We start from the raw sequence: 26530 nt of genomic DNA on the forward strand, positions 1-26530 counted from the left end.
GTCGCGGGCGGAGGAAAGGCAGAGGATCGGATTCCGGCCTTTCAACCACCCCGGCGGAGGCCGGGGTCCAATTGGAAAGGTGGTCGTAACGGATGAGCAGCCTCTTCAAAGATCCGGCAAGACCTGATCCGCCACGCCCCAGCCCTCGAGCCCGCGCGACCCCGCCCGAGCGATCAACTCCGCTCCATCCTTCACACCCCATCTCGCGGCCGTCTCGATCTCGCGCAGTTCGCTCCACGACACCGGCGCCGCCACCGGCGCGCCCGCCCGCGCCCGCGCGGAATACGGCATCACTGCGGTCGCGCCGCGCTGGTTGCGCAGCCAGTCGATGAAGATTCGCCCCTTGCGCTTGGCCTTCGCCATCGTCGCGACGAAGCGCTCCGGTTCCGCCCCCGCCATCGCCCGCGCGAACCGATCCGCGAAGTCCTTCACCGCCGGCCACTCCGCCTCCGGGGTCAGCGGCACGACGACGTGCACGCCCTTGCCGCCCGACAGCATGGGGAAGCTGACCAGCCCGAGCTCGGCCAACTGGTTCTTCAGATGCTCTGCCGCCTCCTTCGTATCGCCGAAGTCGAGCCCCTCGTCGGGATCGAGGTCGAACACCAGCCGGTCTGGCTTCTCCAAAGTGGCGTTCGACGACCCCCAGCCGTGGAACTCGATCGTCCCCATCTGCACGCACGCGACCAGTCCGTCCGCGTCATCCACATACAGATAGTCCTCGGTCGAGCCGTCCTTCTCGCGGATCGGCACCTGATGGACCGCGTCGCCGAAGCTCCCCGAATCGTGTTTCTGGAAGAAGCACGCGCGCGACCGGCCCTGCGGGCAGCGGACGAGGCTGATGGGGCGGTCAGCGGCAAACGGCAGCATGATGCCCGATACCGCAACGTAATAGTCCGCAAGGTCGCCCTTGGTGACATCCGACTTGTCGAAGATCACGCGGTCGCGGCTGCTCACCTTGATGCTGGTCGCGGGCGCGGCGCTCGCTTCCACATCGGGCAGCGGGGCAGGAGTCTCGGCGGCGACGTCCTTCGCCGCCTTGTCCTCGCGCAGGCCGATGAAGCTCGAATGCCGTAACACGCCGTCGGGCGTGACCTCGGCAAAGGCGACCTCCGCGACCAGTTTCGGCGTCACCCACTTCGCGCCGCGCACGGCGGCTTTGGGCGCGTCGACCGTCGGCGTCTTGCGGTCGAGCGCGCCGAGTTTCTCGCGGATGTCATCCATCAGCGCCTGGTCGAATCCGGTGCCCACCTTGCCCGCATAGCGATAGCCCTTGCCCTCCCGGACGCCGAGCAACAGCGACTTGAACCCGCGCTTCTTGTCCGAGGGCAGCCAGCCAACGATGACGAACTCCTGCCGGTACGTGCATTTTACCTTGAGCCACGCCTTGGTGCGCTTGCCCGTATACGGCGCGTCGGCGCGTTTCGAGACGATGCCTTCCAGGCCCTCGCGGCACATCGTCTCGAACAATTGCTCGCCTGCGCCGATGACGTGGTCGGAATAGCGGAGGCGGTCCTCGTCCTCGGGGATAAGCGGTTGCAAACGCGCCTTGCGGTCGAGATTGGAGAGGCCGGTCAGGTCCTCGCCGTCGAGCGCGAGCAGGTCGAACGCGAACAGCGTCATGTCGCCGCCCGCGGAGATGGCGTCCTTCAAGGTCGAGAAATCGGGGTGGCCGTCCTTGAACGCGACAATCTCGCCGTCGATCAGCGCCGATTTCACGGGGAGCTTGGCGGCCGCGTCGGCGATCGCGGTGAATTTGTCGGTCCAGTCGAGGCCGGTGCGGGTGAACACTTTGGCCCTGCCGTTCGCGACGGAGACCAGCGCGCGGTAGCCGTCGTATTTGACCTCGTGCAGCCACGCGGAACCGGTCGGGACTGCGTCGACGAGGGTGCAGAGTTGTGGCTCCTGAAACTCGGGCAGCTTAGCGACCGCGCCTCGCCCCCTCTTCGTCACCCCAGCGGAAGCTGGGGTCTCTCGCGGCTCCTGTCCCGCGCTTGCCGCACGAGATTCCAGCTTTCGCCGGGATGACGGAGAGGGGGGTGATTGGCGCGAGCGTGCCGGTTTCTTACCCTCTTCGATCTCCACCATCGTCCGGCCGGTCGAGACGCTGGTCAGCGCCTCCTCGACCAGCGTGTCGGTGCCGCCCGCCGCTGCGTCGTCGATCTTCCGCAACAGCCAGTTCTCGCGCTTCTCCTTGGCGCGCGGCTTAAGACGGATCAGCAGCCACTCGCCTTTCATCCGCTCGCCATCGAGGACGAAGTGGAGATGGCCCTTGTCGAGATCCTTCGCCGACTTGCCCTTGATCGGCGACCATGTCCCGCGGTCCCACAGCATCACCGTGCCCCCGCCATATTCGCCGGCCGGGATCGTGCCCTCGAACGTGGCATAGCTCAACGGATGGTCCTCGGTGCGGACGGCGAGGCGTTTTTCGTTGGGGTCCAGGCTGGGGCCGCGGGTGACCGCCCAGCTTTTCAGGACACCGTCGATTTCGAGGCGCAGGTCCCAGTGGAGGCGCGTCGCATCATGCTTCTGGACCATGAAGCTGTTGCCGTTGCCCGGGGCGAGCGTGCCGGCGGGTTCGGCGGTCTTCGCGAAGTTTCGCTTGGCATTGTAGAGCGCGAGGGGATCCGGGGGCGGGGCCATCAATAGCGTCCCGTCTTCGTCATTGCTGCGAAAGCCGGGACCTCGCGCGGCAGGGGGATGGTCTGCAACGGGGATATCCCAGCTTTCGCTGGGATGACGGTATTAGGTGCGGCGACGCTACGCACGTTTCTTCGCGGGAGCTTTAGCCGCCGTCTTGGCCGGCGCGCGCTTGGCGGGAGCCTTCTTCGCCGTTGCCTTTTCCGGCTCCTGCGCGCCGCTCTTCTCCATCGACTTCTTCAGCGCCGCCATCAAATCGACCACGTTCGACCCCGTCTTCGCCCCCGTATCCTTGTCCTCGACGATCTTCTTCCCGTTCGCCTTGCGCTTGCGTTCGATCAGATCCTTCAGCGCGTCGACATAGCGATCATGGAACTCCTGCGGGTGGAAGTCGCCGCTGCGTTTGGTGATCAGCGCTTCGGCGAGTTCGAGCAGTTCCTCGGCCGGCTTGTCGTCGGGAATGTCGCGGAAATACCCCTGCGCCTTGTGCACCTCGTCGGCATAACGCAGCGTCTCCAGCACCATGCCGCGCCCGCACGGCTTCAGGCTGACGACATACTCCCGCCCGCGCATGGCCAATTGCCCAAGCCCGACCTTCTTCGTCCGCCGCAACGCCTCGCGCAACACGATGAACGCCTCCTCGGCGAGATCGTCGGCAGGCACGACGAAATACGGCTTCTCGTAATAGAGCACGTCGATCTCGCTCGCATCGACGAACTGGGTGAGTTCGAGCGTCTTCTTCGACTCCAGCTTCACCGCGTCGATCTCGTCCTGCTCCAGCAACACATATTCGCCCTTCGAGACCTCATACCCCTTCATGATCTCGTCGGCGTCGACCGGGCCGACGCCGGTGACGACCTTGTCGTAATGGATCGGCTGGCCCGACGGCTCGTGGATCTGCTTGAACGACACCGCCGCACCGGACTTGGTGGCGGAATAGATCTCGACCGGGATCGAGACCAAGGCAAGCCGGATCTGCCCCTGCCAATACGCGCGCGCTGCCACCTTGCGTGTTCCTTCGTTGCGGAAACGATTTGATTACCTCGATCAATCGTCGGCAAGGCAGAGTCGTTCCAAAGTTTCGCTCCTCCTCGAATCTCGCTATGGCGCGCGCATGGCCGACAATCCCTTCACGCTGTTCGATACCTGGTACGCCGAAGCCAAGGAGTCCGAACCCAACGATCCCAACGCGGTAGCGTTCGCCACCGCCGACGCGGAGGGCCGCCCGTCGGTTCGCATGGTGCTGTTGAAGGGCCACGGCCCCGACGGCTTCGTGATCTACACCAACCGCGAAAGCCGCAAGGCGGGCGATCTGGCGGCCAATCCGCAGGGTGCGTTGTTGTTCCACTGGAAGTCGCTGCGCCGTCAAATCCGCATCGAGGGCCCCGTGACGTGGGCGACGGACGAAGAGTCCGACGCCTATTTCGCCTCGCGTGGTCGCGATTCGCAGCTTGGCGCCTGGGCGTCCGAGCAGTCCCGCCCGCTCGACAGTCGCGAAACCTTCGAGGATCGCTTTGCCGAAATGACCGCGAAGTTCGAGGGCAAGGATGTTCCAAGGCCGCCGCATTGGGGTGGCTACCGCGTCACGCCGACTCGGATCGAATTCTGGCAGGACCGCGCGCATCGCCTCCACGACCGCCGGTTGTTCACACGCGAAGACGGCAATTGGAGCGAAGGGCTGCTCTTCCCATGACGCAGGACGAACGCCGCCGGATCATCCCGCTCGCAACCCGCGCGGCGCTCGCCAGCGTCGCGATGGCGTGTTTTCTGCTGCTGCTGAAGAGCTTTGCGGCGTGGACCACCGGATCGGTGGCGATGCTCGGCTCGCTCGCCGATACCGCGCTCGATCTGCTCGCGTCGCTGGTTACGCTGTACGGTGTCCGCCTCGCCGCGACACCGGCGGATCACGACCATCGCTTCGGCCACGGCAAGGCAGAGGCGCTGGCGGCGCTGTTCCAGGTCATGCTGATCACTGCGTCGGCTGTCGGCATAGCGTGGCGCGCGATCCTCGCGTTCAACGATCCGCAACCAACCACCGGTGCCGATTTCGGAATCGGCGTATCGGTCGTCGCGATCGTCGCCACCGTGTTCCTGCTCGCCTATCAGCGCCGCATCATCCGCCAGACCGGCTCGGTCGCGATCCTCGCCGACAACGTCCATTACCAGTCCGACGTGCTGCTCAACGGCTCGGTGATCGTCGCGCTGGTGCTCGATCAATATGTCGGGTGGAGCGGCGCGGATCCGATCTTCGGCATCGTCATCGCGCTGTGGCTCGCCTGGGGCGCGTTCCAGGCCTCGTCGAACGCGATCGACCAGCTGATGGACAAGGAATGGCCCGAGGATCTGCGCGCGCAGTTCCTCGACGTCGCCGCGCGTCAGCCGGGCATCCGCGGCATCCACGATTTCCGCACGCGCCGCTCCGGCAGCCACGAGTTTGCGCAGTTCCACATGGAGGTCGCGCGCGACCTGACCGTGGCGGGCGCGCACGATATCGTCGAGGCGGTCGAGCGCAACCTGCGCACCGCGTTCCCGAAGGTCGAGGTGCTGATCCATCTCGATCCCGAAGGCCATGTCGATACCGACAATCCGCTGGTCGAAGCGGACGTCACGCCGCATTGGTTCGGCAAGCGCGTCTGACCCGCTCGGGGTGAGGCACACGCGTCTAGGGGGCTCCAGACATGAGAATACCGTTCGCGCAGATCGATGCGTTTTCCGACACGCCGTTCGGCGGCAACCAGGCGGCGGTGATGCCGTTGTCGGCCTGGCTCGACGACGACGTGCTGCTCAACATCGCGCAGGAGAACAACCTCAGCGAGACCGCGTTCATCGTGGCTTCGGATGAGGACGGGGTGGATTTCGACCTCCGCTGGTTCACGCCGGGCGCGGAGGTCGCGCTGTGCGGTCACGCCACGCTAGCGAGCGGCCATTTCGTGCTGTCGTCGGATACCGCGCTCGACCGGGTACGGTTCCGGACGCGGCAGGCGGGGATGCTGGAGGTTGCGCGCGCGGATACCGGCTACACGCTGGAGTTGCCGGCATGGACGCCGAGCCCGAAGGCAATCCCGGAGATCGTCGCGGCTCTGAACATCGCGGCACCCGTCGAGACGTTGTGGCAAGAGAAGGGCTATGCGCTGGTGATCGTCGAGGACGAGGCCGTGGTGCGCGATCTCAAGCCCGACTTCGCCGCGCTGGCCGCGTTTCCGATTGTCGCGATCGTCGCGGCGCGGGGAGAGGCTACGGACATCGTCAGCCGCGTGTTCACGCCCTATTACGCGATCAACGAGGACCCGGTGACCGGCGCGGCGCATGCGGTGATGGTGCCGTATTGGGCGGCGACCTTGGGCGACAGCTTCACCGCGTTCCAGGCGAGTGCGCGGGGCGGGCGGCTGACGTGCCGGTTATCGGGTGACCGCGTCGTGCTCGGTGGCTCCTGCGTGACGACGATCGAGGGCACGTTCCTGCTGCCGTGAACGCGACGCCTTGCCTGATCCTTTCCCGCCAGGGGGAGGTGGCGCCGACGGCGACGGAGGGGGCGGTAGGCGATCACCTAGGTTCCGTGTCCTCCCCCTCCGACCGGCAAGGACCAGCCACCTCCCCCTGGCGGAGGAGGATTTCAGGGTCGAGACGTCGTTCCGGACTACCGCTTCCGCCCCTTGGTCATCGGATCGGGCTTTTTCGGTTTCACCCAGCCGGGCGGCGGTGTCATCCGCTGCTGGCTCGTGCCGAGTCCCATCGCGCCCGGCTGTTGCCGCGTGAGCCCCGCGGTGTCCGCAACCTCCCCGCCACCGCGCAACACGCTGATCTGATCGCGCAGCCGGCCCGCGGTTTCGAAATCCATCGCCGCGGCGGCGGTTTCCATCTGGCGGCGCAAGGTTTCGATATCCATGCCGCCACAACGCGTCAGGCGGCGACGAGTGCCGCTTCGGTTTCCGCGATCCAGCCGCCACCCAGCACGCGCTCGCCCGCATAGAGAACCGCGGCCTGTCCCGGCGCGACGCCGTATTCGGGCGCATCGAACACGATTCGGTCACCGACCAGACGGGCGGGGACGGGCTTGGCCATCGAACGCACTTTCGCGGTCACCGGCCCGGTAAAGTCGCCGCCCAGCCAGTTGATGTCGGTCATCCGCGCCGCCTCGACCGCGAGCGCACGCCGCGGGCCGACCACGACTCGCTTCGTCGCGGGTTCGACTCGTACGACATAGAGCGGCTCGGGACTGCCACCGATCTCCAGCCCGCGCCGCTGGCCGACGGTGAAGTGGATCAGCCCACGATGCTCGCCGAGCTTGGCGCCGCCTAGATCGACGATATCCCCCGCGGTCTCCGCCGCTTCGGGCCGCAGCTTCTTCACCAGCCCCGCATAATCGCCATCGGGCACGAAGCAGATATCCTGGCTGTCCGGCTTGGCCGCGACGCCGAGCCCGAGTTCCGCCGCGATCTCGCGCACCCGCGCCTTGGGCAAGCCACCCAGGGGGAAGCGCAGATAATCGAGCTGTGTCTGCGTGGTCGCGAACAGGAAATAGCTCTGGTCGCGCGCCGGATCGACGCCGCGGTGGAGTTCGGCGCCCTGCGGGCCCTCGACTCGGCGAACATAATGCCCGGTCGCGAGGCAATCCGCGCCAAGGTCGCGCGCGAGCTTCAGCAGGTCGGTGAACTTCGGCCCCATGTTGCACTGGACGCACGGGATCGGCGTTCGTCCGGCGAGATATTCGTCGGCGAACTTGTCGACCACCTGCTCGCGGAAGCTCGTTTCGTGATCGAACACATAGTGCGCGATACCGAGCCGATCGCACACCGCACGGGCGTCGCGGATATCGCGTCCGGCGCAGCAGGACCCTGCGCGACCGACCGCTTCGCCGTGATCGTAGAGCTGGAGCGTCACCCCGATCGTCTCGGCGCCGGTGGCGTGCGCGAGTGCGGCGACGACCGAGCTGTCGACGCCCCCCGACATCGCCACGACGATGCGCTTTCCTGCCCCCGCGCTGATGGCGCCGGGCCCGAGTTGAAAATCGGTCTGATCCATGATCGCCACATAAGCGCGACGGCCTGCTGTTGCAAAAAGATGCACCAATTAACGTGTATCAAGACGAATCGAGGGAAAAACGCGACCAGCGATTGGAATAAAGCGACAAGTTCACGAACTCTTTCGCCGAGTTTTACGGTCCCTTCACCCCCTCGCGTTATACCGGACCTCCCAAGAGTTTTCGCGAGTATCCCGTTGGACCTGAGTTTTCCCCGTTTCGATCGCGATGCCGAGGTCACCGTTCTACCGGGCGACCTTGCTGTCCTGATCGTCGGTATCGCCGCCCGTCAGGCAGCGAGCCCGACCGCGGTGGTACAGGCCAGCTTCGCGCGGACGACGATCGATCCGAAACTGTTCGCACCGCTTCACGGTGCGTTCAACGGCCCGATGGCAACGGCGTTAACCCGGTGGAAGGACGAATGAAGATGCGGTTTACCGCGGCGTTTCAGCCGATCTTCAAATCCTGCGACTATGTGTCGTGTGTGCGTATCGAGAGGGGGCCCCCCGCCCCGATCAGAGGTTTCAAATGATCGAGAACCAGAAAATCCGTCCCGGCAAAGTCATCGGGCCACTCGGCGAGCAGTTGACGCTCGATACGCTGCCACCGCCCAGCACGACGCGGTGGGTGGTACGGCGCAAGGCCGAAGTCGTCGCGGCGGTGAACGGCGGGTTGCTCAGCGTCGACGATGTCTGTGCCCGCTACGGCCTGACCGTCGAGGAGTTCGCCAGTTGGCAGCGCGCGATCGACCGGTCGGGCATGCCCGGGCTCCGCGTCACGCGCATCCAGCACTACAAGTCGTTGTACGAGCGCCAGCAAAAGTACTGAGACCTAAAACTCAAAACGCGGGCGGAACAAAAATCCCCGCTCGCTCGTCTTTCCGCCATCGCCCGAATACGGGTTCAACGGAGGGAAAATATCATGGGTCTCATTCTTTGGCTGATCATCGGCGGCGTCATCGGCTGGATCGCTAGCATGATCATGCGCACCGACGCACAGCAGGGCATTTTCCTGAACATCATCGTCGGCATCGTCGGCGCATTCATCGGCGGGCTGGTCCTGTCGGGTGGTTCGATCAACAACGCACCGCTGACGCTGACCTCGTTCCTGGTCTCGCTGCTGGGCGCCGTCGTCCTGCTCGCGATCGTGAACCTCGTGCGTCGCGGTAGCGTCCGCTAAGCTTCGCATCGTCACGCGAACCGAAAGGGCCGTCCGGGCAACCGGGCGGCCCTTTTTTCATGCGTGGAGATGTTCGCCGGATCTGAACCGGCCCTCTCGATCCTCCCCCGCCAGGGGGAGGTGGCTGGCACTTGCCAGTCGGAGGGGGCGGTAAGGGAAACCCACGTTCCGTGTCCTCCCCCTCCGTCACCTTCGGCGCCACCTCCCCCCCCCCCGCGGGGGAGGACCGAAGATGCAGAGAAGGATCGTAATGCGGGTCAGTTCAACAGGAACCGCACCGATACCGTGACCGTCACGTCCTTCTCGCCCGGTGCGATCTGCGTGCTGTCTTTCGCCATCGATGCGCGCGCCATGAACATGGGCTGCGGCGAACCGCCCGTATCCTGCCCCGATTCGGCGATCGACACGATCCGCGAAACCCGCAGTCCCGCCGCCTTGGCATAAAGATCTGCGCGGCGCTTGGCTTGCGCCACGGCATCGGCCCGCGCTTCGTCGAGCGCCGCCTCGGGCTTGTCGATCGACAGGTTCGGTCCGTCGATCTGGTTCGCGCCCTCGGCCACCAGCGCATCGAGGATCGTCCCGGACTTCGCCACGTCGCGGAAGCGGATCGAGACGGTGTTGGTGGCCTGGTATCCGGTGATCACCGGCGGCTGGTTGTCGGCATAGCGATATTGCGGCGCCAGCTGGACCGACGACGTCGCGATATCGCGCGGCGCCACGCCCGCCCGCTTCAGCGCCGCCAGCACCTTCGCCATCCGCTGCGCATTGTCGGTGAGCGCGGCTGCCGCGGTGGTCGATTGCGAGACGACGCCGGCGCGGATCGTCGCGAGATCGGGTACGCGGGTCGTGCGCCCCTCCGCCGTGACGTCGAGCACGGTGCCCGCAGCCGGGATCATCGGCTCGACCGTGGTCGGCGCGGTCTGCGCGATGGCGGCAGTTCCCGGCAACGCGACGGCAACGCCGGCCAGCGTGGTAAGGAACGATGCGATCTTCATGACTATGTCTCCCGTGTAGCCCGTGTGGCCCTATGACGGCGTGTGGCGCCGGGCACGTCAACACAAGCTGAACGTCTTCGAAATTCTCCGATCCTCATTGCGAATAGATCGGATTCGAAGCATGTCTTCGATCCGCGCTCGTCGAAGGGCTTGAGCACGGTGACTTATTCAGATAACACAGCGAACGAACGGCAAAGCGGGTCGAGACAAGACCGGTCGGAATTGGGATTGTGACGCGCATGAATTACGAGACGAAGATGGTCGGTGGCGAGAGCGAAGAGCCGCTGGCGTTGCCGGACTATAGCGCCCCCTCGCATCGCCGCCGAAACATCATCATAATCATTCTCGTCGTGCTGGCGATCGCCGTGGCGGTCTATGCCTTCAAGTCCGGCAAGAAGGATGTCGCGGCCGCGACGCCCGGCGCGCAATTGCCGACCGTGTCGGTGGTCGTGCCGGGCCGGCAGTCGGTCGACCGGACGATCTCCGCAACGGGCACGCTGGCGGCGCGTCGCGAGATGCCGGTCGGCGTCGCGGGCGAGGGCGGGATGATCACGCGCGTGCTGGTCGAGCCTGGCACCTGGGTCGCGGCGGGTCAGGTCTTGGCGACCGTCGATCGCTCGGTCCAGAACGAGACGGCCGCGTCGCTCGCCGCCTCGGTCAGCGTCGCGCGCTCGGACGAGACGATCGCGCAGGCCGAACTCGATCGCGCCAAACAGCTCGTCGACCGCGGCTTCATCTCGAAGGCGGATCTTCAGCGCAAGGCCGCGACGCGCGATGCCGCGGCGGCGCGCGTGAAGGTGGCGCAGGCGACGCTCGGCGAGGCACGGGCCCGCAACGGCCGGCTCGATATCCGCGCGCCCGCCGCAGGGCTGGTGCTGACCCGCGGTGTCGAGGCCGGCCAGATCGTCGGGCCATCGGCGGGCGTGCTGTTCCGCATGGCGATGGGCGGCCAGATGGAGATGCGCGCGCAGTTGAGCGAAGCGGACCTGACCGGGCTGCGTGTCGGTGCGCGCGCGACCGTCGTGCCGGTCGGCACCACGCAGGAATATCCCGGCGAAGTCTGGCAGGTCTCGCCCGTCATCGATCCGCAGAGCCGCCAGGGCATCGCGCGCATCGCGGTCAAATACGATCCCGCCCTGCGTCCCGGTGGGTTCGCCGCGGCGACCATCGTCGGCGGCGTCACGCAGGCGCCCTTGCTCCCCGACTCCGCGCTGCAAAGCGACGAGAAGGGCAATTACGTCTATATCGTCGGCCCCGGCGACAAGATCATCCGGCGCAACGTCAAGATCGGCCAGGTCTCCGATGCTGGCGTGACGATCGTCGGCGGCCTCGACGGCTCGGAGCGCGTCGTCCAGTCTGCGGGCGGCTTCCTCGCCCCCGGTCAGACGGTCAAGCCGATCATCAAGAAGGCAAGCTGAGCCCATGAACTTCCGCAACATCTCGGCCTGGTCGATCCGCAACCCGGTTCCGCCGATCGTCCTGTTCCTGGCCCTGATGCTTGCGGGCGTCGTCAGCTTCATGCGGATGGACGTCAACCGCGATCCCGACATCGACTTCCCGATCGCGATCGTCGTCGTCAACCAGCCGGGCGCGGCGCCGACCGAGATGGAGACGCAGGTCACGCAGCGCGTCGAGGCGGCGGTGCGCTCGCTCCAGGGCATCGACGAGATCAATTCGACCGTCACCGAAGGCAATTCGGAAACGGTGATCCAGCTCACCATCGGCACGCCGATCGACCGCGCGGTGAACGACGTGCGCGACGCGATCGCGCAGATCCGCAGCGACCTGCCCGACGGGATCCTCGAGCCGCAGGTCTACCGCGCGAACACCAGCGGCAACGACGTCGCGAGCTTCGCGGCGATCACCACCGACATGACCGTCGAACAGCTCTCCTGGTACATCGACGACACCGTCACCAAGGAATTGCTGTCGGTCCCCGGCATGGCGACGATCAGCCGCAACGGTGGCGTCAGTCGCGAGATCCGGGTCATCCTCGATCCGCTGAAACTCCAGAGCCAGGGGCTGACCGCCAGCCAGGTCAATCTGCAGTTGCGTCAGGTCAACCTGAACGCGGCGGGCGGTCGTGCGGAAATCGCCGGCTCCGAACAGTCGATCCGCGTGCTGGGCAACGCGCGCGACGCGACCGACCTCGGCCAGACGCAGATCAACGTCGGCAATGGCCGCACCGTGCGCTTGGCGGACATCGCGCAGGTCCGCGATCTCTACGCCGAGCAGCGCAGCCGCGCGACGGTCGACGGTCGCCAGGCGATCACCTTCGATTTCCAGCGGGCCAAGGGCGCGTCCGACGTCACCGTCTATCATGCCGCGGTCGAGAAGCTGCGCGCGCTCGAAAAGCGCAATCCGTCGGTCAAGTTCGTCCAGCGCTACACCACCACCGACTATACCGAAGCGCAGTATGAAAGCGCGATCCATGCGATGATCGAGGGCGCGATCCTCGCCGTCATCGTCGTCTTCCTCTTCCTGCGCGATTGGCGCGCGACCGCGATTTCCGCGCTGGCGATCCCGTTGTCGGCGATCCCCGCCTTCTGGTTCATGGATCTGCTCGGCTTCGATCTTAACGGCATGACTTTGCTCGCGCTCAGCCTGGTCGCGGGCGTGCTGGTCGATGACGCGATCGTCGAGATCGAGAACATCGTCCGGCATATGCGAATGGGCAAATCCGCCTATCAGGCGTCGATCGACGCCGCCGACGAGATCGGTCTCGCGGTGCTGGCGACGACGATGGCGATCGTCGCGGTGTTCATGCCGGTCGCGCTGATGCCGGGTATCGCCGGCCAGTTCTTCAAGAATTTCGGCCTGACGGTGGTCGCTGCCGTGCTGATGAGCCTCGCGGTCGCGCGGCTCGTGACGCCGATGATCGCGGCGTATTTCCTCAAGTCGTTCGGCCATGCCAGCCACGGCGAGGGCAAGATCATGGACTGGTATGTCCGCACGCTCCACTGGACGCTGGACAGCCGCAAGGCCGCGGCATGGCGCGCGCGCGGCGGCATCCGGAAGATGTTCAACCGCGTGATGGATCACCGGATGTGGGCGATCGGCGCGGGCGTGGTCGCCTTCGCGCTGACGCTGTTCATGTTCACCGTCATCCCCTCGCAGTTCCAGCCGACCCGCGACGAGGATGATTCCACCGCCCAGATCGAGATGGTGCCCGGCACCACGCTGGCGCAGACCGACGCGGTGGTCGCGCGGGTCGGCCAGATCCTCAGCCAGCAACCCGAAGTCGCCACCGTCTATGCGCGCACGCGGGTCGGCAGCGGGATCGTGACCGCCAACCTGCGTCCCGATCGCAAGGAGAAGTCGGTCGATTTCGAACGCCGGCTCGCGCCGCAGATGACCGCGATCCCCGATGCCCGCGTGTCGTTCCGCTCGCAGTCGGGCTGGGGCGGCAGCGGGCGTGACGTGACGATCGTCCTCGGCGGCAGCGATCCCGCCAAGCTGCAACAGGCGGCCGACAAGATCGTCGCCGAGATGGGCTCGCTCAAGTCGCTGACCGCACCGCGCGTGTCGGGCGGCATGCAGCGTCCTGAAATCGTCATCCGTCCCCGCTTCGATCTCGCCGCCAATCTCGGCGTGACCACGCAGGCGCTGTCGTCGGCGATCCGGATCGCGACGCTCGGCGATATCGACCAGAACTCGGCGCGTTTCTCGCTCTCCGATCGCCAGATTCCGATCCGCGTCGCGCTCGATCAGTCGGCGCGGACCAGCCTGTCAACGATCCAGAATCTGCCGGTATCGACCGCATCGGGTGGCTCCGTGCCGCTCAACCTCGTCGCGGATATCGGCCTCGGCTCGGGTCCGACCAAGATCGACCGCGTCAACCAGCAGCGCCAGATCACGCTCGGCGCCGATCTCGCGCCCGGTGTCGTGATCTCGGATGCGATGAAGCAGGTTCATGCGCTGCCCGCGATGAAGTCCCTGCCGGTCGGCGTCAGCGAACTCACGCTTGGCCAGAGCAAGTGGCAGGCGGAGATGATCACCAACTTCATCACTGCAGTGATCGCGGGCACGTTCCTGGTGTTCGCAGTGCTGGTGCTGCTGTACCGCCGCGTGTTGCCGCCGTTCGTCAACATGGGGTCGTTGCTGCTCGCGCCGCTCGGCGGTCTGCTCGCGCTGTGGGCGACCGGACAGCCGCTGTCGCTGCCGGTGTATATCGGCCTGCTGATGCTGCTCGGCATCGTCGCCAAGAACTCGATCCTGCTGATCGACTTCGCGCTCGACGAGATGAGCAAGGGCGTCGACGCTTTCACCGCGATCATCGATGCCGGGCACAAGCGCGCCCAGCCGATCGTGATGACGACGGTCGCGATGGTCGCCGGCATGGTGCCGACCGCGATGTCGCTCAGCGGCGATTCGTCGTCGCGCGCGCCGATGGGCACGGTCGTGATCGGCGGCCTCGCGCTGTCGACGTTGTTGACCCTCCTGATCATCCCCGCGGCGTTCAGCCTGGCGGTCGGGATCGAGCGTTATGTCGGGCCACGGCTGAGCCGTCGCCTGCTCACCTATCGTCCGGGTGACAATGGCGACGACGTGATCGAGATCGCCGGGCCCAATCCGGGGCCGTTGCTCGGGCCGGCGACCGGCAAGCTCGGTCACGGCCGCGATCAGGGTGACGGCACGCAACCCGCCGAGTGAGACACCCGAGACGCGCCTCTCTGCACCCGGGCACCCGAACCGCCGCAACGGCGTGAACATTCGGGGCGCCCGGGGATTGTTACGGCTATGACGCTTTTACCCCGTAGGCGCCCGGCCGGCGAAGCTCCCCCACCGGCACTCGTCCGCATGCGGATCGTCGCCACCGGCCTGCTCGTTTTGATGGCCGCGACGTTCTTCGTCAGCCGCGCCCTGGTTCCCGTCCACCCGGCGTTTGGGTTCGTCCGCGCTTTTGCCGAGGCGGCGATGGTCGGTGGGCTGGCGGACTGGTTCGCGGTCACCGCGCTGTTCCGTCATCCGCTCGGCCTGCCGATCCCCCACACCGCGATCGTGCCGCGCAACAAGGACCGGATCGGCGACACGCTCGCGCAGTTCCTCCGCGCCAACTTCCTGATCCCGGTCGTCATCGCGCGGCGAACCCGTCGTCTCGACGTCGCCGGGGCGATCGCCCGCTGGCTGACCGATCCGCCGGAAGGGGCGGGGGGGCGTTTCCGGCAGGGCGCGTCGAAGCTGGTCGCTCAGATCCTCGAAGGGCTAGACCCGGCGCGGCTCGGTGGGATGGTCAAGGCCGGTATCGGTGCGCGTTTGCGGGAAACCGAGGTTTCGCCGATCCTCGGCCAGCTTCTGAAGGCTGCGATCGCCGAGCGCCGGCACGCGCCCTTGCTCGAAAGCGCGATCCGCTGGGCAGCCAAGACGCTCGCGGCAAACGATCACCTTGTCCGCGCGATGGTTCATGACAAGGCCGGCTCGATCCTGCGCTGGACCGGTCTCGACACGACCGTCGCCGACAAGCTCATCAGCGGCTTCGACAAACTGCTCGCCGAGATGGCCGAGGACCCCGAGCATCCGCTCAGGCTGAAGGCGGAGGAGGGGCTCGATCGCCTCGCCTGGGATCTCCAATATGACCGCCGCATGCGCGAGCGTGTCGAGACGATGAAGAACGACCTGCTCGACAACCCGGCGATGCAACGCTGGCTCGACGGTCTGTGGGAACAGGCGCGCGGCGCGCTCCTCGCGATCGCCCGCGACCCCGAGCGCGCGATGGCCGGCAAGCTCGGCGACATCCTCCGCCAGCTTGGCGAGACGCTCCAGCACGACCCGCGCATGTCGCGGACGATCAACCGGTTCGTCCGGCGTGCGGCCGTCGGCGCGGCGGCCGATTATGGCGACGGTATCGTCAAGCTCGTGTCGGAAACCGTCCGTAGCTGGGATGCCGACACGATCACCAGCCGCCTGGAAAACGCCGTCGGGCGCGACCTGCAATATATCCGCGTGAACGGCACGATCGTTGGCGGCTTGGTCGGGCTGGTGATCCACAGCGTGGACGTGCTGTTATAGGATTACGCGGCAGAGCCGGTTCGCCTTACAGCTCGCAAGTCCGAAACACTGCCGGTGTGGCGTGCGCGTCTTGTTCTCCCGCGAAGGCGGCAGCCCAGTCTGGGTCCCCGCCTTCGCGGGGAGACAAATGAGGTAAAGAATAGCCGTTCTACCGGCCACCCCCTCGCTGTTTCCGCAACAACACCACCCCGGCGGAGGCAGGGGCCCAATTGGCAAGGTCGCGGTAACGGCGCGCGGCGGAACTCAGCAACGTTCCCCAATTGGGCGCCGGGATGGTGTCGGGAGTAAAGAGGTGGCGAGTGGGGTAAGCCTCAAGCCTAGAAACCTACCCTTCTCTTGCCCCTCTCTCTGAACGCCGAGCCCTACCGTTCCCAATCGGGCATCGGCCACCCCTTCGCCTTCGCCAGCAACCGCAACGGCCCATGCGCATTCACCGCGAATGGCTCGTCGGCCCAGTCGAACGTCGGCGCGTCGGACACATGATCCGAATAGAACCGCACATGCGCCTCCTCCCGCGCGATGCCCTCGCGCGCCATCCACGCCTCGATCATCCGCAATTTGGCCGGGCCGTAGCAATTCTCGCCGTCGATCCCCGCGAGCAGGTTGCCGTTCGCATCGCGCAGGCTCTCCGTCCCGATCACCGCGTCGAAGCCGAGCTGCTCGGCGATCGCCTCGACATAGAATCGGTACGACGCGGTCGCCATCACCAGTCGGTAGCCCGCGGCCCGGTCCGCCTCAATTCGCGCGCGGGCGCTTGCGAACACGCCGTCGCGCACCACCCGGTCGGCAAACGCCTCCGCGCTGCGGCGTTCCTGCGCAGGCGACATGCGCTTGCCCAGCATCATCCGCTGCATGACATATTTCAGCCGCCCCCGGCTGATCAGCCGCCCGACATAGCCGAGCGCCGCAACACCGGCGAGCGGTACCAGCGCCAGCCGCCACGGCGCACCGTTCTGGCGCGCGGTATGCAACAGGAACGGCGTCCAGGTCGGCAGATGCGTGATCGTCTTGTCCATGTCGTAGATCGCGAGGTGGACGGACGGCTGTCCGGAGGGGCGGGCGGAAGGCAATTCGGTCATCATCGCGACTTACGCCGCATTCATCTTGCCGATCCAGTCACTTTGCCGCAAAGGTGCCCCCGATGAGCGCGATGGCCGATTTCCAGCAGGACGGTGCCGATACCGGCACGCTTCGCTTTACCGGCGATCTGTCGCTCGCGAACATCGGCGATCTGCCCGATCGGCTCGAGGCTGTGGATGCGTCGTCGGTCAAGCGCGTCGACCTCAGCGGCGTCGACCGGATCGACACGATCGGCGCCTGGATCGTCCACCGCTTCGCGGCGCGCAACGACGCTGCGATCGATGGCCTCAAGGAAAACGATCAGGCGCTGTTCGACCAGGTCGTTGCGTCGGACCAGCCGCTCGCGGCCAGGCCCGCCAAGGTCGGCGCGGTCAGCCGCGTGCTCGGCGAGATCGGCGATGCGATCGTTCTCTCGGGCAAGACCATGCTCGGGCTGCTCGGTTTTCTCGGCGCCACCACGATCGCGTTTGGCAGCGTCATCCGTCATCCGAGCCGCTTCCGGTTCAACGCCGTGGTCCAGCGGTTCGAGGTGGTCGGCGTCGCCGCGCTCGGTATCGTCGGGCTGATGAGCTTCCTGATCGGCATGGTCATCGCGCAGCAGGGCGCGGTCCAGCTTCGCCAGTTCGGCGCCGAAGTGTTCACGATCAACCTCGTCGGCCGCCTGACGATCCGCGAACTCGGCCTGCTGATGACCGCGATCATGGTCGCGGGCCGCTCGGGCTCGGCGTTCGCGGCGCAGTTGGGCACGATGAAGCTCACCGAAGAGATCGACGCGATGCGGACGATCGGCGTCTCGCCGATGGAGGCGCTGGTGCTGCCCCGCGTTCTGGCCGCGATCGTGATGATGCCGCTGCTCGGCTTCTACGCGTCGGTCATCGCGATCATCGGTGGGGGCCTGCTCTGCTGGGTCCAGCTCGGTATCCCGCCGATCACCTTCATCGCGCGCATCCGCGAGGTCGTGCCGATCACCGATCTGTACATCTCGCTGATCAAGGCCCCGGTGTTCGGCGCGATCATCGCGATCGCCGGGTGTTTCCAGGGCATGCAGGTCGAATCGGACGCCGAACAGGTCGGCCTGCGCACCACCTCGGCGGTCGTCCAGGGCATTTTCCTGGTCATCGTCCTCGACGCGGTCTTTGCGGTCTTCTTCACCTGGCTAGGTTGGGACTGATGGCTCGCAATTTTGACAATACCACAAGCGACAACATCATCTCCGTTCGGGGATTGAAGAACGCGTTCGGCGATTCCGTCGTGCACGAGGGGCTCGATCTCGACGTCCGCCGCGGCGAGATCCTCGGCGTGGTCGGCGGCTCCGGCACCGGCAAGTCGGTCCTGATGCGCTCGATCATCGGCCTCCAGACCCCCGTGGCCGGCGAAGTCATCGTGTTCGGCGAGCCCAATATCGGCCGCGAAGAGACCGAAGCGACGGAGATTCGCAAGCGCTGGGGCGTGCTGTTCCAGGGCGGCGCGCTGTTCTCGACACTGACCGTGGCCGAGAATGTCGAAGTGCCGTTGCGCGAATTCTATCCGGACCTGTCGCCTGCGCTGCTCGCGGAAATCGCGTCGTACAAGGTCGTGATGACCGGCCTGCCGGCGGACGCGGCGAACAAGTTTCCCGCCGAGCTATCTGGCGGCATGAAGAAGCGTGCCGGCCTCGCCCGCGCGCTCGCGCTCGACCCGGAACTGCTGTTCCTCGACGAGCCGACCGCGGGGCTCGACCCGATCGGTGCGGCGGCGTTCGACGATCTTACCCAGTCGTTGCAGAAGACGCTGGGGCTGACCGTGTTCCTGATCACGCACGATCTCGATACGCTGTATGCGATCTGCGACCGGGTCGCGGTGCTCGCCGACAAGAAGGTGATCGCGGTCGGGACGATCGACGAGCTGATCGCGCTCGATCACCCGTGGATCGAGGAATATTTCAAGGGGCCCCGCGGCCGTGCCGCAGTCGCGACGCAGGAGGCGCATGCACGCGCCGACGAGCAAGCGGCCCAACATCCTACCGAAGTCCAGTCCAAGCAGTCCGCGCCGGACGACGCCGACGCGACATATGCCGAGAAAGAAGCAAGGACGCGCTGATGGAAACTCGTTCGAACCACGTCCTAGTCGGCGCCGTCGTGCTGATCCTGCTGGCCTTACTCGCGCTGTTCACCGTGTGGATCGCGCGGCTGGGCGGCAAGGAAGAGAAGGAATACGACATCTTCTTCCGCCAGTCGGTCGACGGGCTCGCGCGCGGCTCTGCCGTCGTGTTCTCCGGCGTCCCGTCGGGGCAGGTCAAGACGATTTCGCTGTGGAAGAACGATCCGCAGTTCGTCCGCGTGCGGATCAGCGTCAACGACGAGACGCCGGTGCTGCAGGGTACGACGGCATCGATCTCGGGCGTTGGCTTCACCGGCGTCAGCCAAGTGTCGCTCGATGGCGCGCGCAAGGGCGCACCGGCGGTCTCTTGCCCCGACGTCAATGGCCAGCCTTGCCCGTACGGCGTGCCGGTCATCCCGACCAAGCAGGGCGGCCTCGGCGCTATCCTAAATTCGGCACCGCAGTTGCTCGAGCGCCTGTCGACGCTGACCGAGCGCCTCACCGGGTTGTTGACCGACCGTAACCAGGCATCGATCGCCGGTATCCTTGAGAACACCAACCGGTTGACCGATGCGCTCGCCGACCGTGGTCCCGAGATTGCCGCAACGCTCGCGCAGACTCGCGTCGCGATCCAGCAGGCGGGTGATGCCGCGCAGCAGTTCGGCGTGCTGGCCAAGACCACCAACGGCGTCCTGTCCGAGGAGGTCAAGCCGGCGATGGCGAACCTGAACAAGGCGATCACCTCCGCGCAGCAGAGCGCCGATACGCTCAATGCGGCGATTGGCGATGCGCGGCCGGGTCTGCAGGCATTCTCGAAGACGACGATCCCCGAGGCCAACCGTCTGGTCCACGACCTGCGGAAGACCGCGGCGGCACTGTCGTCGGTTGCCGAGAAGGTCGATCAGCAGGGTGCGAGTTCGCTGATCGGGCAACAGAAGCTCCCGGATTACAAGGGTAAGTGAGGCACGCCATGAAGACACCGCTCATCCTGATCGCGATGCTGCCACTTGCCGGGTGCATCAGCTTCGGCGCGAAACCGCCTCCCACGCTGCTGACGCTGACGAGCGTATCGTCGGTGCCGGTCGGCCAGAACCAGGATTCGGCGACCGCGAAGTCGATCACGATCCAGGTACCGGTGGTTCCGCAGTCGCTTGCGACCGCGCGCGTGCCAGTGCAGGCCACGCCGACCTCGATCGCCTATGTGACCGATGCGCAGTGGGCGGAGCCGCCGGCGCGGCTGTTCGCGCGGCTTGTGTCGGACACGGTTTCGTCGCGGACCGGGCTCGTCGTACTGTCCACGGCGCAGTCGATCGGCGATCCGGGCGGCTTGCTCGGCGGTGAACTCCGGTCGTTCGGGCTCGATGCGACGACGCGCGAGGCGGTCGTGACGTACGACGCATCGTTGATGCGCGCGGGCAGGACCTCGGTCGAAAAGCGCCGCTTCGAGGCGCGTGTCCCGGTATCGGCAATCGACGCGACGTCGGCCGCAGCTGGGATCAATCAGGCCGCGAACCAGGTCGCTACCGAAGTGGCCGACTGGATAGGGCGCTGAACGCCGCGTCGACCTGAGCATTGAGGCTCTCTGACAAGGAGAGCCGCGATGCCACAGGGCGACAAGGATGCGTACACTGACAAGCAGAAGCGCAAGGCAGCGCATATCGCCGAGGGTTATGAGACGAAGGGTGTTCCCGAACCGGAGGCCGAGGCTCGCGCCTGGGAGACGGTGAACAAGGATTCGGGTGGCGGCAACAAGTCGGGCTCGGGGCGCGGTAAGCCCGATACGCATGAGGCATCGCGCAACGGCGGCAAAAAGGCGGCGGACCGAAGTGCCGCGGACAAGTCGGCTGCGGCGAAGAAGGCCTGGGAGACGCGGCGCAAGGCCGCGAAGGCTTGAGCTCGATAAGATCTCGCCTTTAAGCTGCTCCTCTCGAGGGAGTAGATAGTGCGGCCGTGCGGGATGGCGGCTTTACTCCTCACCCCTCACTCTCCCAACCGCGGGGCGGCAGCGGGCCCCTTTCCGTCACGGGAGAGGGTTAGCGTGCCAGCATCGCCTCTGCCTCCGCGAGGTGCAGGCGCTCGACCATCTGACCATCCAGACGAATCGCGCCCTTGTCCGCATTCTCCGGCCTGGCGAACGCCGCCACGATCGCGCTGGCCCACGCCAATTCGTCCTCGCTGGGACCGAAGCCGGCATTCGCAGCCTGGATCTGCGACGGATGGATCAACGTCTTTCCCTCGAACCCGAGCATAGCGCCCTGCGCGCACTCCGCACCAAAGCGCGCGGGATCGTCGAGAGCATTGCAAACGCCGTCGAGCGCAACGATCCCTATCGCGCGGGCGGCGATCACGATCGACGCTAGTGCGGGGACCAGCGGCGTGCGGTCAGGTCCGAGACGGCAGCGCATTTCCTTGGCCAGATCGTTGGTGCCGGCAACCAGCGCGGTCAGCCGGTTGGCCCAGGCCGCGCCGGACAAGGCGGGCAGCGACAGGATCGCGGCGCACGTCTCGATCATCGCCCAGATCGGCGGGCCGTTTTCACCGAGCGAACCGCGAACGGCCTCCAGATCGGTCGGATACGACACTTTGGGAACCAGTACCGCGTCAACGCCGATCCTCCGCACCGCTGCGACGTCGTCCTCATACCAAGGCGTACCGAGGCCATTTATCCGCACCACGAGTTCCCGCGTGCCAAAGCCGCCCTCGCGTACCGCCTCGACGACGCGGTCACGCGCGCCGGCTTTCTCGTCCGGCGCAACGGCATCTTCCAGATCGAGGATGACGACGTCGCAATCGAGCGTGCGGGCCTTGGCGATCGCCCGCGCGTTTGACGCCGGCATATAGAGTGCACTGCGACGGCGCCGGACCGTCACGGGCGGCCTTCCATCAGCGCGCGGGTGACGCCGTTGGTCCAGCCGAAGCCGTCCTGATTGGGGTATTCGCCGCCGCCGCCCGGCTTGCGCTCGACCACGTCGTATTTCTCGAGGAGCTTGCCGCTAGCCTGATATTCGCGGTTTACCGACGTGAGCCAGGCCTTGGTGATCTGATCCGCCAGGTGGGTTTCGCCGTAACCGCGCAGGCCCTGGATCGCGATCCATTGCAGCGGCGCCCAGCCATTGGGGTCGTCCCATTGCTGGCCGCTGCCGATCAGCGTCGTGCGCAAGCCACCTTCGCCGACGAACGGGCGGAGTGCGACGGCCGTCGCCCTTGCCTGATCCGGCGTGGCCAGCTTGGCGAACAACGGGAAGGCCATTGCGGCGCTGGCGAAGTCGTTCGCACGGTTGGTGTCGAGATCGTAGTCGGCGAAGAACCTGCCGTTCCACAGGTGCTTGCGGATCGCGGCCGTACGCGCAGTTGCACGGGCGGCGTAGGACGTCGCGCACGCAGTGTCGCCGAGCGTCCGGCAGTTCGCCGCTATCGCCTGCTCCATGCCGACCATCAGGCTGTTGAGATCGACCGGCGCGAGCCGCGTGGTGCGGATCGTCGCGAGCGTGCGGCCATCGGCGAACCAGCGCGACGAGAAGTCCCAGCCGCTTTCCGCTGCCGCGCGCAGGTCGCGAAAGAGTTCGCCGCGATTGCGCGCGGGCGTACGGTCGGCGAGTTCGGCGTCCTCGCGGTAGCTCTCGTCGCGCGGATCGTCGCGGTCGTCCCAATAGCGGTTCAGCAGCGCGCCGTCGGACAGACGAACGGCGCGGCGGGTCTGCTGACCGGGCTTCAGCGTATCGGCGCCGGCCATCCAGAACGCGTGTTCTGCACGAAGCTGGCGGGTGCGGGCGGCGAGTGTCTTTGAATCGCGCGACAGGCCAGCGATTAAATAGAAGAATGGCGGTTGCGAGCGGCTGAGATAATAGGTGCGCGTGCCGTTGGGGATATGGCCGTAGCGATCGATCAGGCTGCCGAAATCGACAATCATATCCTCGACCAGGTCTTGCCGGCCGGACCGCTGGACGCCGAGCAGGGTGAAATAGCTGTCCCAGTAATACATCTCGCGAAAACGACCGCCGGGGACGACGTAGCGCTTCGGCAGGGTGAGCGCGGAAGAACCGACAGGCACGCTGGTCTGGGTCCGCGTAAGTTGCGGCCAGAGCGCATCGATATGCGCCTTGAGCGTCAGCCGTTCTGCCGAGGGCGGGGTCGCGGGCGTGGCGGGGAGGGTAAAGTTCGCCGCGACGAACTGGCGCAGTGCCGGTTCGGCGTCGCAGCGGCACTTCGCATAGTCCGCCAGGATCGCCTTCGGCGGGCGCTTGGGCGTCGCATCGGCGAAGGTCTTCGAGTCCGGGAACAGCCCGCGCATCTGTACCGCCTTGTACAGTCGGCCGAACAGTTGCGCAGGCGACTGCGGTGCAGGCGATGCCGCAACCAGCAGCGTGGAGAGCGCAAGTAGACCGAGGCGGCGCATCAGGTGACGACGTCCGGCGCGGTGCGGCCGGTGTGCTGGGCGACGCCCGCGATCGACTCTGCCGCAGCAACGATGCTCGCCAGCATCTCGCCGGTGTCCCGGTCGAGGTCGCCACCGACGGGTTCGTAGCGTTCGAGATACACGCGGAGCGTTGCGCCGGTGGTGCCGGTGCCCGACAGGCGGAAGACGACACGGCTGCCGCCCTCGAACAGGATGCGGACGCCCTGATTGCGGCTGATCGAGCCGTCGGTCGGGTCGGTATAGGCGAACTCGTCCGCGGTCTCGACGGTCAGGTCGCTGAACTGCTGGCCGGGGAGCGTGGCGAGGCCGGAACGGAGCGCCGCCATCAGTGCGTCGGCGCGAGGTGTTTCGACGCCTTCGTAATCGTGGCGTGCGTAATAGTTGCGGCCGAACTTCGCCCAGTGATCGCGCGCGATCGCGTCGACGCTCTCGCCGCGGACCGCGAGGATGTTGAGCCACAGCAGCACCGCCCACAGGCCGTCCTTCTCGCGGACATGGTCGGAGCCGGTGCCGGCGCTCTCCTCGCCGCAGATCGTCGCCATACCGGCGTCGAGCAGGTTGCCGAAGAACTTCCACCCGGTCGGCGTTTCATAAGCCGGAATGCCCAACGCTGCGGCGACGCGGTCGGCGGCGGCGCTGGTCGGCATCGAGCGGGCGATTCCCTTCAGCCCGCCGGCATAGCCCGGCGCGAGGTGCGCGTTGGCCGCCAGCATCGCGAGGCTGTCGGAGGGGGTGACGAAGCGGTGCTTGCCGATGATCAGGTTGCGGTCGCCGTCGCCGTCCGACGCTGCGCCGAAATCGGGCGCGTCGGGGGTCATCATCGTCTCGTAGAGTGCATGCGCGTGGACGAGATTGGGATCAGGGTGGTGACCGCCGAAATCGGGAAGAGGTTCGCCGTTACGGACCGTGCCCGCCGCGAAGCCGAGACGGCGTTCGAGGATCTCCGTCGCATAGGGCCCGGTGACGGCGCTCATCGCGTCGAACGCCATCGTCAGCTTGGCTGCCCGGATCGCGTCGAAATCGAATAGCGTCTCCATCAGCGCCGCATAGTCCTCGACGGGATCGACGACCTCGACAGGCATGGCGCCGACCATGACTTCGCCATCACTGTCGAGATCGATGTCGTCCGCATCGACGGTCATCCAGCGGTCGATCTCGAGCGTACGTGCATTGATCGCGTCGGTCACCGATTCGGGCGCGGGACCACCATTGGCGATGTTGTACTTGATCCCGAAATCCTCGTCGGGACCGCCGGGATTGTGGCTGGCGGACAGGACGAGCCCGCCGATCGCGCCACGCTTGCGGATCATGTGGCTCGCGGCAGGCGTCGACAGGATCCCGCCGCGACCGACGATCACCCGACCGAAGCCGTTCGCTGCGGCCATCCGGATCGCGACCTGGATCACTTCTCGGTTCAGGAAGCGCCCGTCGCCACCGATAACCAACGTCGCGCCAGCCTTGTCGGCGACGACGTCGAACACGCTCTGGACGAAATTCTCGGCGTAGTTCGCCTGCTGGAAAACCTTCACCTTCTTGCGCAGACCCGACGTGCCGGGCTTCTGGTCGGTATAGGGCGTGGTCGGTATCGTACGAATCATGCGGGCTCCAGGAGCTTGGCGTAAAGGTCGGCGTAGCGGCGGCCGCTCTCGTCCCATGAGAAGTCCGCACGCATCGCGTTGCGCTGCAACATGCCCCAGCGATCAGGACGTGCATAGAGGGCCATCGTGCGGCGCAGCGCGTGGCTGAGTGCTTCCGGCGTGACGCCGTCATGCTGGATGCCGGTGGCAACTCCCGCCGCGATCGCGGCTTCGTTGGCGTCGATTACCGTGTCGGCTAGCCCGCCGGTGCGCGCGACGACCGGGATGCAGCCATAAGCGAGCCCGTAAAGCTGCGTCAGGCCGCAGGGTTCGAATCGCGACGGGATCAGGATCGCATCGGCGCCGCCTTGCAACAGATGCGAGACGGGTTCGTCATACCCGATGCGGACGCCGATGCGGCCGGGGTGCCGTTCGGCGGCATCGAGAAACGCGCGTTCGAGTCCCGCGTCACCCGAACCGAGCAGAGCGAGCCGACCGCCCAGCGCAACGAGTTCGTCGAGCGATGCGGCGAGGATGTCCATGCCCTTCTGCCCGGTCAGGCGACTAATGACGGTGAAGATCGGGCCGTCTCCGGCATCGAGCGCGAACAGCGTCTCGATCGCACGCTTGTTGGTGCGACGGCGGGCCAGGGTGCGGGCGGTGTAGCGGGCGGGGAGCGCCGCGTCGGTCTCCGGGTTCCAGACGGCGGGGTCGATGCCGTTGACGATTCCCGTGACGCGGTTGGCGCGGGCGTTGATCAGGCCTTCGAGACCCATACCGAATTCCGCGCGGCGGATTTCCGCGGCGTAGGTCGGGCTGACGGTTGTGATCGCGTCGGCGGCTTCGAGCCCGGCCTTGAGGTAACCAACGCCGCCATAATATTCGACGCCGTCGACCGCGAACGCGGCGTCGGGGAGTGCGAGTTCGGGGAAGATGTCGTAACCGTAGCGGCCCTGGAACGCGATGTTGTGGATCGTCACCACGGTTTTGGCAGGGGCGCTGGGGCCTGGGGCGTAGCGCAGATAGGCCGCAGCCATCGCGGCCTGCCAGTCATGGGCGTGGAGAATGTCGAACGCGTAGCCGGGAACGACGCCCGAGGCGAGATCGGCGGCCGCCCGGCCGAACGCGGCGAAGCGGCGCCAGTTGTCGGACCAGTCCGCGCCGGTCGCGTCGCCATAGGGGCCGCCGCCTCTCGCGAAGAGGGCGGGGGCGTCCAGGACCAAGAGCGGATGGTCGCCGATCTTGGCCTTCAGGATGCGCGCTTCAACGCCGAGAAGGTCGGTATAGCGGTGGATCACCTTTGCCCGCTTGGTGACGGCAGCGAGCGCCGGGTAGCCGGGCAGGAGGGTGGTGAGCGCGGCGTTGTGCGGGGCAAGCGCTGCGGGGAGCGCGCCGACCACGTCTGCGAGACCGCCGGTTTTGATGAGCGGGTAAGCTTCGGAAGCAACGGAGAGGACTTGCATCAAATCCTCCCCGGTACGGGGAGGGGGACCATGCACGGCATGGCGGAGGGGGGCTTCCGCAAACGATATGCACG

The 26530-nt window shown here is 66.4% G+C and carries 24 protein-coding genes; 14 read left to right on the forward strand and 10 right to left on the reverse strand.

Annotated features, from left to right (window positions below; translation table 11 throughout):
* Positions 1–105 precede the first annotated feature (105 nt).
* Entirely contained in the window at positions 106–2640 is a 2535-nt protein-coding gene (gene ligD, locus EQZ23_RS08015; protein ID WP_128453941.1) for a DNA ligase D, read from the reverse strand.
* 117 nt (positions 2641–2757) lie between these two features.
* Positions 2758–3642 carry a Ku protein gene (locus EQZ23_RS08020; RefSeq protein WP_128453942.1) on the reverse strand — a complete coding sequence of 295 codons (885 nt, stop codon included), beginning with the start codon at positions 3640–3642 and terminating at the stop codon, positions 2758–2760.
* 109 nt (positions 3643–3751) lie between these two features.
* On the opposite strand from EQZ23_RS08020, the gene pdxH reads away from it, so the two are divergent.
* The 3 genes from pdxH to EQZ23_RS08035 are packed head-to-tail and all read left to right on the forward strand — an operon-like array spanning position 3752 to position 6107.
* On the forward strand, positions 3752–4330 hold the full coding sequence (gene pdxH, locus EQZ23_RS08025; RefSeq protein ID WP_128453943.1) for a pyridoxamine 5'-phosphate oxidase: 579 nt from the start codon (positions 3752–3754) through the stop codon (positions 4328–4330).
* Positions 4327–5274 carry a cation diffusion facilitator family transporter gene (locus tag EQZ23_RS08030; RefSeq protein ID WP_128453944.1) on the forward strand — a complete coding sequence of 316 codons (948 nt, stop codon included), beginning with the start codon at positions 4327–4329 and terminating at the stop codon, positions 5272–5274. Before pdxH ends, EQZ23_RS08030 begins: the two co-directional genes overlap by 4 nt.
* A 41-nt stretch (positions 5275–5315) precedes the next feature.
* A complete protein-coding gene (locus tag EQZ23_RS08035) occupies positions 5316–6107 on the forward strand; it encodes a PhzF family phenazine biosynthesis protein (RefSeq protein ID WP_128453945.1) in 792 nt (263 codons plus the stop codon).
* A gap of 167 nt (positions 6108–6274) precedes the next feature.
* Here the strand turns inward: EQZ23_RS08035 and EQZ23_RS08040 are convergent, their stop codons facing one another.
* Both EQZ23_RS08040 and mnmA read right to left on the reverse strand, forming a co-directional pair.
* Complete coding sequence (locus tag EQZ23_RS08040; RefSeq protein WP_128453946.1) at positions 6275–6523, reverse strand: UvrB/UvrC motif-containing protein; 249 nt, start codon at positions 6521–6523, stop codon at positions 6275–6277.
* A 14-nt stretch (positions 6524–6537) separates the two neighbouring features.
* The gene (gene mnmA, locus EQZ23_RS08045; RefSeq protein WP_128453947.1) at positions 6538–7659 is read right to left on the reverse strand and encodes a tRNA 2-thiouridine(34) synthase MnmA; all 1122 of its coding nucleotides are present in this window, start codon (positions 7657–7659) and stop codon (positions 6538–6540) included.
* Positions 7660–7854: 195 nt separating this feature from the next.
* Here mnmA and EQZ23_RS08050 point away from each other — a divergent pair, with 195 nt between their 5' ends.
* The 3 genes from EQZ23_RS08050 (at position 7855) to EQZ23_RS08060 (ending at position 8836) form a co-directional block, all read left to right on the forward strand.
* On the forward strand, positions 7855–8082 hold the full coding sequence (locus EQZ23_RS08050; RefSeq protein ID WP_128453948.1) for a hypothetical protein: 228 nt from the start codon (positions 7855–7857) through the stop codon (positions 8080–8082).
* A 103-nt stretch (positions 8083–8185) separates the two neighbouring features.
* Entirely contained in the window at positions 8186–8485 is a 300-nt protein-coding gene (locus EQZ23_RS08055) for a DUF1153 domain-containing protein (protein WP_056412261.1), read from the forward strand.
* Positions 8486–8578: 93 nt separating this feature from the next.
* Positions 8579–8836 (forward strand): GlsB/YeaQ/YmgE family stress response membrane protein, encoded by a 258-nt coding sequence (locus tag EQZ23_RS08060; protein WP_128453949.1) that lies wholly within the window; start codon positions 8579–8581, stop codon positions 8834–8836.
* A 257-nt stretch (positions 8837–9093) separates the two neighbouring features.
* On the opposite strand, the gene EQZ23_RS08065 is transcribed toward EQZ23_RS08060, so the two are convergent.
* A complete protein-coding gene (locus tag EQZ23_RS08065) occupies positions 9094–9831 on the reverse strand; it encodes an SIMPL domain-containing protein (protein ID WP_128453950.1) in 738 nt (245 codons plus the stop codon).
* Positions 9832–10070: 239 nt separating this feature from the next.
* Between EQZ23_RS08065 and EQZ23_RS08070 the strand changes: the two genes are divergently transcribed.
* From EQZ23_RS08070 to EQZ23_RS08080, 3 genes are all read left to right on the forward strand, one after another.
* On the forward strand, positions 10071–11249 hold the full coding sequence (locus EQZ23_RS08070) for an efflux RND transporter periplasmic adaptor subunit (RefSeq protein WP_128453951.1): 1179 nt from the start codon (positions 10071–10073) through the stop codon (positions 11247–11249).
* Positions 11250–11253: 4 nt separating this feature from the next.
* Positions 11254–14484: an efflux RND transporter permease subunit gene (locus tag EQZ23_RS08075; protein ID WP_128453952.1), complete on the forward strand. Its 3231-nt coding sequence runs from the start codon at positions 11254–11256 to the stop codon at positions 14482–14484.
* Positions 14485–14631: 147 nt separating this feature from the next.
* Positions 14632–15840 carry a DUF445 domain-containing protein gene (locus tag EQZ23_RS08080; RefSeq protein ID WP_128453953.1) on the forward strand — a complete coding sequence of 403 codons (1209 nt, stop codon included), beginning with the start codon at positions 14632–14634 and terminating at the stop codon, positions 15838–15840.
* Between the two features lie 362 nt (positions 15841–16202).
* Here the strand turns inward: EQZ23_RS08080 and EQZ23_RS08085 are convergent, their stop codons facing one another.
* Entirely contained in the window at positions 16203–16919 is a 717-nt protein-coding gene (locus tag EQZ23_RS08085; protein ID WP_240663420.1) for an HAD-IB family hydrolase, read from the reverse strand.
* A 62-nt stretch (positions 16920–16981) separates the two neighbouring features.
* On the opposite strand from EQZ23_RS08085, the gene EQZ23_RS08090 reads away from it, so the two are divergent.
* Genes EQZ23_RS08090 through EQZ23_RS08110 form a run of 5 tightly spaced genes read left to right on the forward strand, consistent with a single transcriptional unit; the run spans position 16982 to position 20893 of the window.
* Positions 16982–18091, forward strand: a complete 1110-nt coding sequence (locus EQZ23_RS08090; RefSeq protein ID WP_128453954.1) for an ABC transporter permease — start codon at positions 16982–16984, stop codon at positions 18089–18091.
* A complete protein-coding gene (locus EQZ23_RS08095; RefSeq protein WP_128453955.1) occupies positions 18091–18999 on the forward strand; it encodes an ABC transporter ATP-binding protein in 909 nt (302 codons plus the stop codon). Before EQZ23_RS08090 ends, EQZ23_RS08095 begins: the two co-directional genes overlap by 1 nt.
* Entirely contained in the window at positions 18999–19961 is a 963-nt protein-coding gene (locus tag EQZ23_RS08100; RefSeq protein ID WP_128453956.1) for an MlaD family protein, read from the forward strand. Before EQZ23_RS08095 ends, EQZ23_RS08100 begins: the two co-directional genes overlap by 1 nt.
* An 8-nt stretch (positions 19962–19969) precedes the next feature.
* A complete protein-coding gene (locus tag EQZ23_RS08105) occupies positions 19970–20551 on the forward strand; it encodes an ABC-type transport auxiliary lipoprotein family protein (protein ID WP_128453957.1) in 582 nt (193 codons plus the stop codon).
* Positions 20552–20599: 48 nt separating this feature from the next.
* Positions 20600–20893 (forward strand): plasmid stabilization protein, encoded by a 294-nt coding sequence (locus tag EQZ23_RS08110; protein ID WP_128453958.1) that lies wholly within the window; start codon positions 20600–20602, stop codon positions 20891–20893.
* Between the two features lie 139 nt (positions 20894–21032).
* Here the strand turns inward: EQZ23_RS08110 and EQZ23_RS08115 are convergent, their stop codons facing one another.
* Genes EQZ23_RS08115 through glgA form a run of 4 tightly spaced genes read right to left on the reverse strand, consistent with a single transcriptional unit; the run spans position 21033 to position 26456 of the window.
* Positions 21033–21869 (reverse strand): CoA ester lyase, encoded by an 837-nt coding sequence (locus EQZ23_RS08115; RefSeq protein WP_276318462.1) that lies wholly within the window; start codon positions 21867–21869, stop codon positions 21033–21035.
* Positions 21866–23395, reverse strand: a complete 1530-nt coding sequence (gene treA, locus EQZ23_RS08120; protein WP_206364205.1) for an alpha,alpha-trehalase TreA — start codon at positions 23393–23395, stop codon at positions 21866–21868. The genes EQZ23_RS08115 and treA overlap by 4 nt, the downstream gene beginning before the upstream one ends.
* A complete protein-coding gene (locus tag EQZ23_RS08125) occupies positions 23395–25014 on the reverse strand; it encodes an alpha-D-glucose phosphate-specific phosphoglucomutase (RefSeq protein WP_128453959.1) in 1620 nt (539 codons plus the stop codon). The genes treA and EQZ23_RS08125 overlap by 1 nt, the downstream gene beginning before the upstream one ends.
* Entirely contained in the window at positions 25011–26456 is a 1446-nt protein-coding gene (gene glgA / locus EQZ23_RS08130; RefSeq protein ID WP_128453960.1) for a glycogen synthase GlgA, read from the reverse strand. The genes EQZ23_RS08125 and glgA overlap by 4 nt, the downstream gene beginning before the upstream one ends.
* Positions 26457–26530 lie beyond the last annotated feature (74 nt).

It is taken from the genome of Sphingomonas sp. UV9, from assembly GCF_004101245.1.
GTDB lineage: Bacteria > Pseudomonadota > Alphaproteobacteria > Sphingomonadales > Sphingomonadaceae > Sphingomonas.

Coding starts and splice junctions, on each gene's coding strand:
- EQZ23_RS08100 (WP_128453956.1), top strand. CDS start 18,999: ATGGAAACTCGTTCGAACCACGTCCTAGTCGGCGCCGTCGTGCTGATC.
- mnmA (WP_128453947.1), bottom strand. CDS start 7,659: ATGGATCAGACCGATTTTCAACTCGGGCCCGGCGCCATCAGCGCGGGG.
- treA (WP_206364205.1), bottom strand. CDS start 23,395: ATGCGCCGCCTCGGTCTACTTGCGCTCTCCACGCTGCTGGTTGCGGCA.
- EQZ23_RS08060 (WP_128453949.1), top strand. CDS start 8,579: ATGGGTCTCATTCTTTGGCTGATCATCGGCGGCGTCATCGGCTGGATC.
- glgA (WP_128453960.1), bottom strand. CDS start 26,456: ATGCAAGTCCTCTCCGTTGCTTCCGAAGCTTACCCGCTCATCAAAACC.
- EQZ23_RS08055 (WP_056412261.1), top strand. CDS start 8,186: ATGATCGAGAACCAGAAAATCCGTCCCGGCAAAGTCATCGGGCCACTC.
- EQZ23_RS08080 (WP_128453953.1), top strand. CDS start 14,632: ATGCGGATCGTCGCCACCGGCCTGCTCGTTTTGATGGCCGCGACGTTC.
- EQZ23_RS08085 (WP_240663420.1), bottom strand. CDS start 16,919: ATGACCGAATTGCCTTCCGCCCGCCCCTCCGGACAGCCGTCCGTCCAC.
- EQZ23_RS08125 (WP_128453959.1), bottom strand. CDS start 25,014: ATGATTCGTACGATACCGACCACGCCCTATACCGACCAGAAGCCCGGC.
- EQZ23_RS08105 (WP_128453957.1), top strand. CDS start 19,970: ATGAAGACACCGCTCATCCTGATCGCGATGCTGCCACTTGCCGGGTGC.
- ligD (WP_128453941.1), bottom strand. CDS start 2,640: ATGGCCCCGCCCCCGGATCCCCTCGCGCTCTACAATGCCAAGCGAAAC.
- EQZ23_RS08075 (WP_128453952.1), top strand. CDS start 11,254: ATGAACTTCCGCAACATCTCGGCCTGGTCGATCCGCAACCCGGTTCCG.
- EQZ23_RS08030 (WP_128453944.1), top strand. CDS start 4,327: ATGACGCAGGACGAACGCCGCCGGATCATCCCGCTCGCAACCCGCGCG.
- EQZ23_RS08070 (WP_128453951.1), top strand. CDS start 10,071: ATGAATTACGAGACGAAGATGGTCGGTGGCGAGAGCGAAGAGCCGCTG.
- EQZ23_RS08110 (WP_128453958.1), top strand. CDS start 20,600: ATGCCACAGGGCGACAAGGATGCGTACACTGACAAGCAGAAGCGCAAG.
- EQZ23_RS08065 (WP_128453950.1), bottom strand. CDS start 9,831: ATGAAGATCGCATCGTTCCTTACCACGCTGGCCGGCGTTGCCGTCGCG.
- EQZ23_RS08035 (WP_128453945.1), top strand. CDS start 5,316: ATGAGAATACCGTTCGCGCAGATCGATGCGTTTTCCGACACGCCGTTC.
- EQZ23_RS08095 (WP_128453955.1), top strand. CDS start 18,091: ATGGCTCGCAATTTTGACAATACCACAAGCGACAACATCATCTCCGTT.
- EQZ23_RS08040 (WP_128453946.1), bottom strand. CDS start 6,523: ATGGATATCGAAACCTTGCGCCGCCAGATGGAAACCGCCGCCGCGGCG.
- pdxH (WP_128453943.1), top strand. CDS start 3,752: ATGGCCGACAATCCCTTCACGCTGTTCGATACCTGGTACGCCGAAGCC.
- EQZ23_RS08090 (WP_128453954.1), top strand. CDS start 16,982: ATGAGCGCGATGGCCGATTTCCAGCAGGACGGTGCCGATACCGGCACG.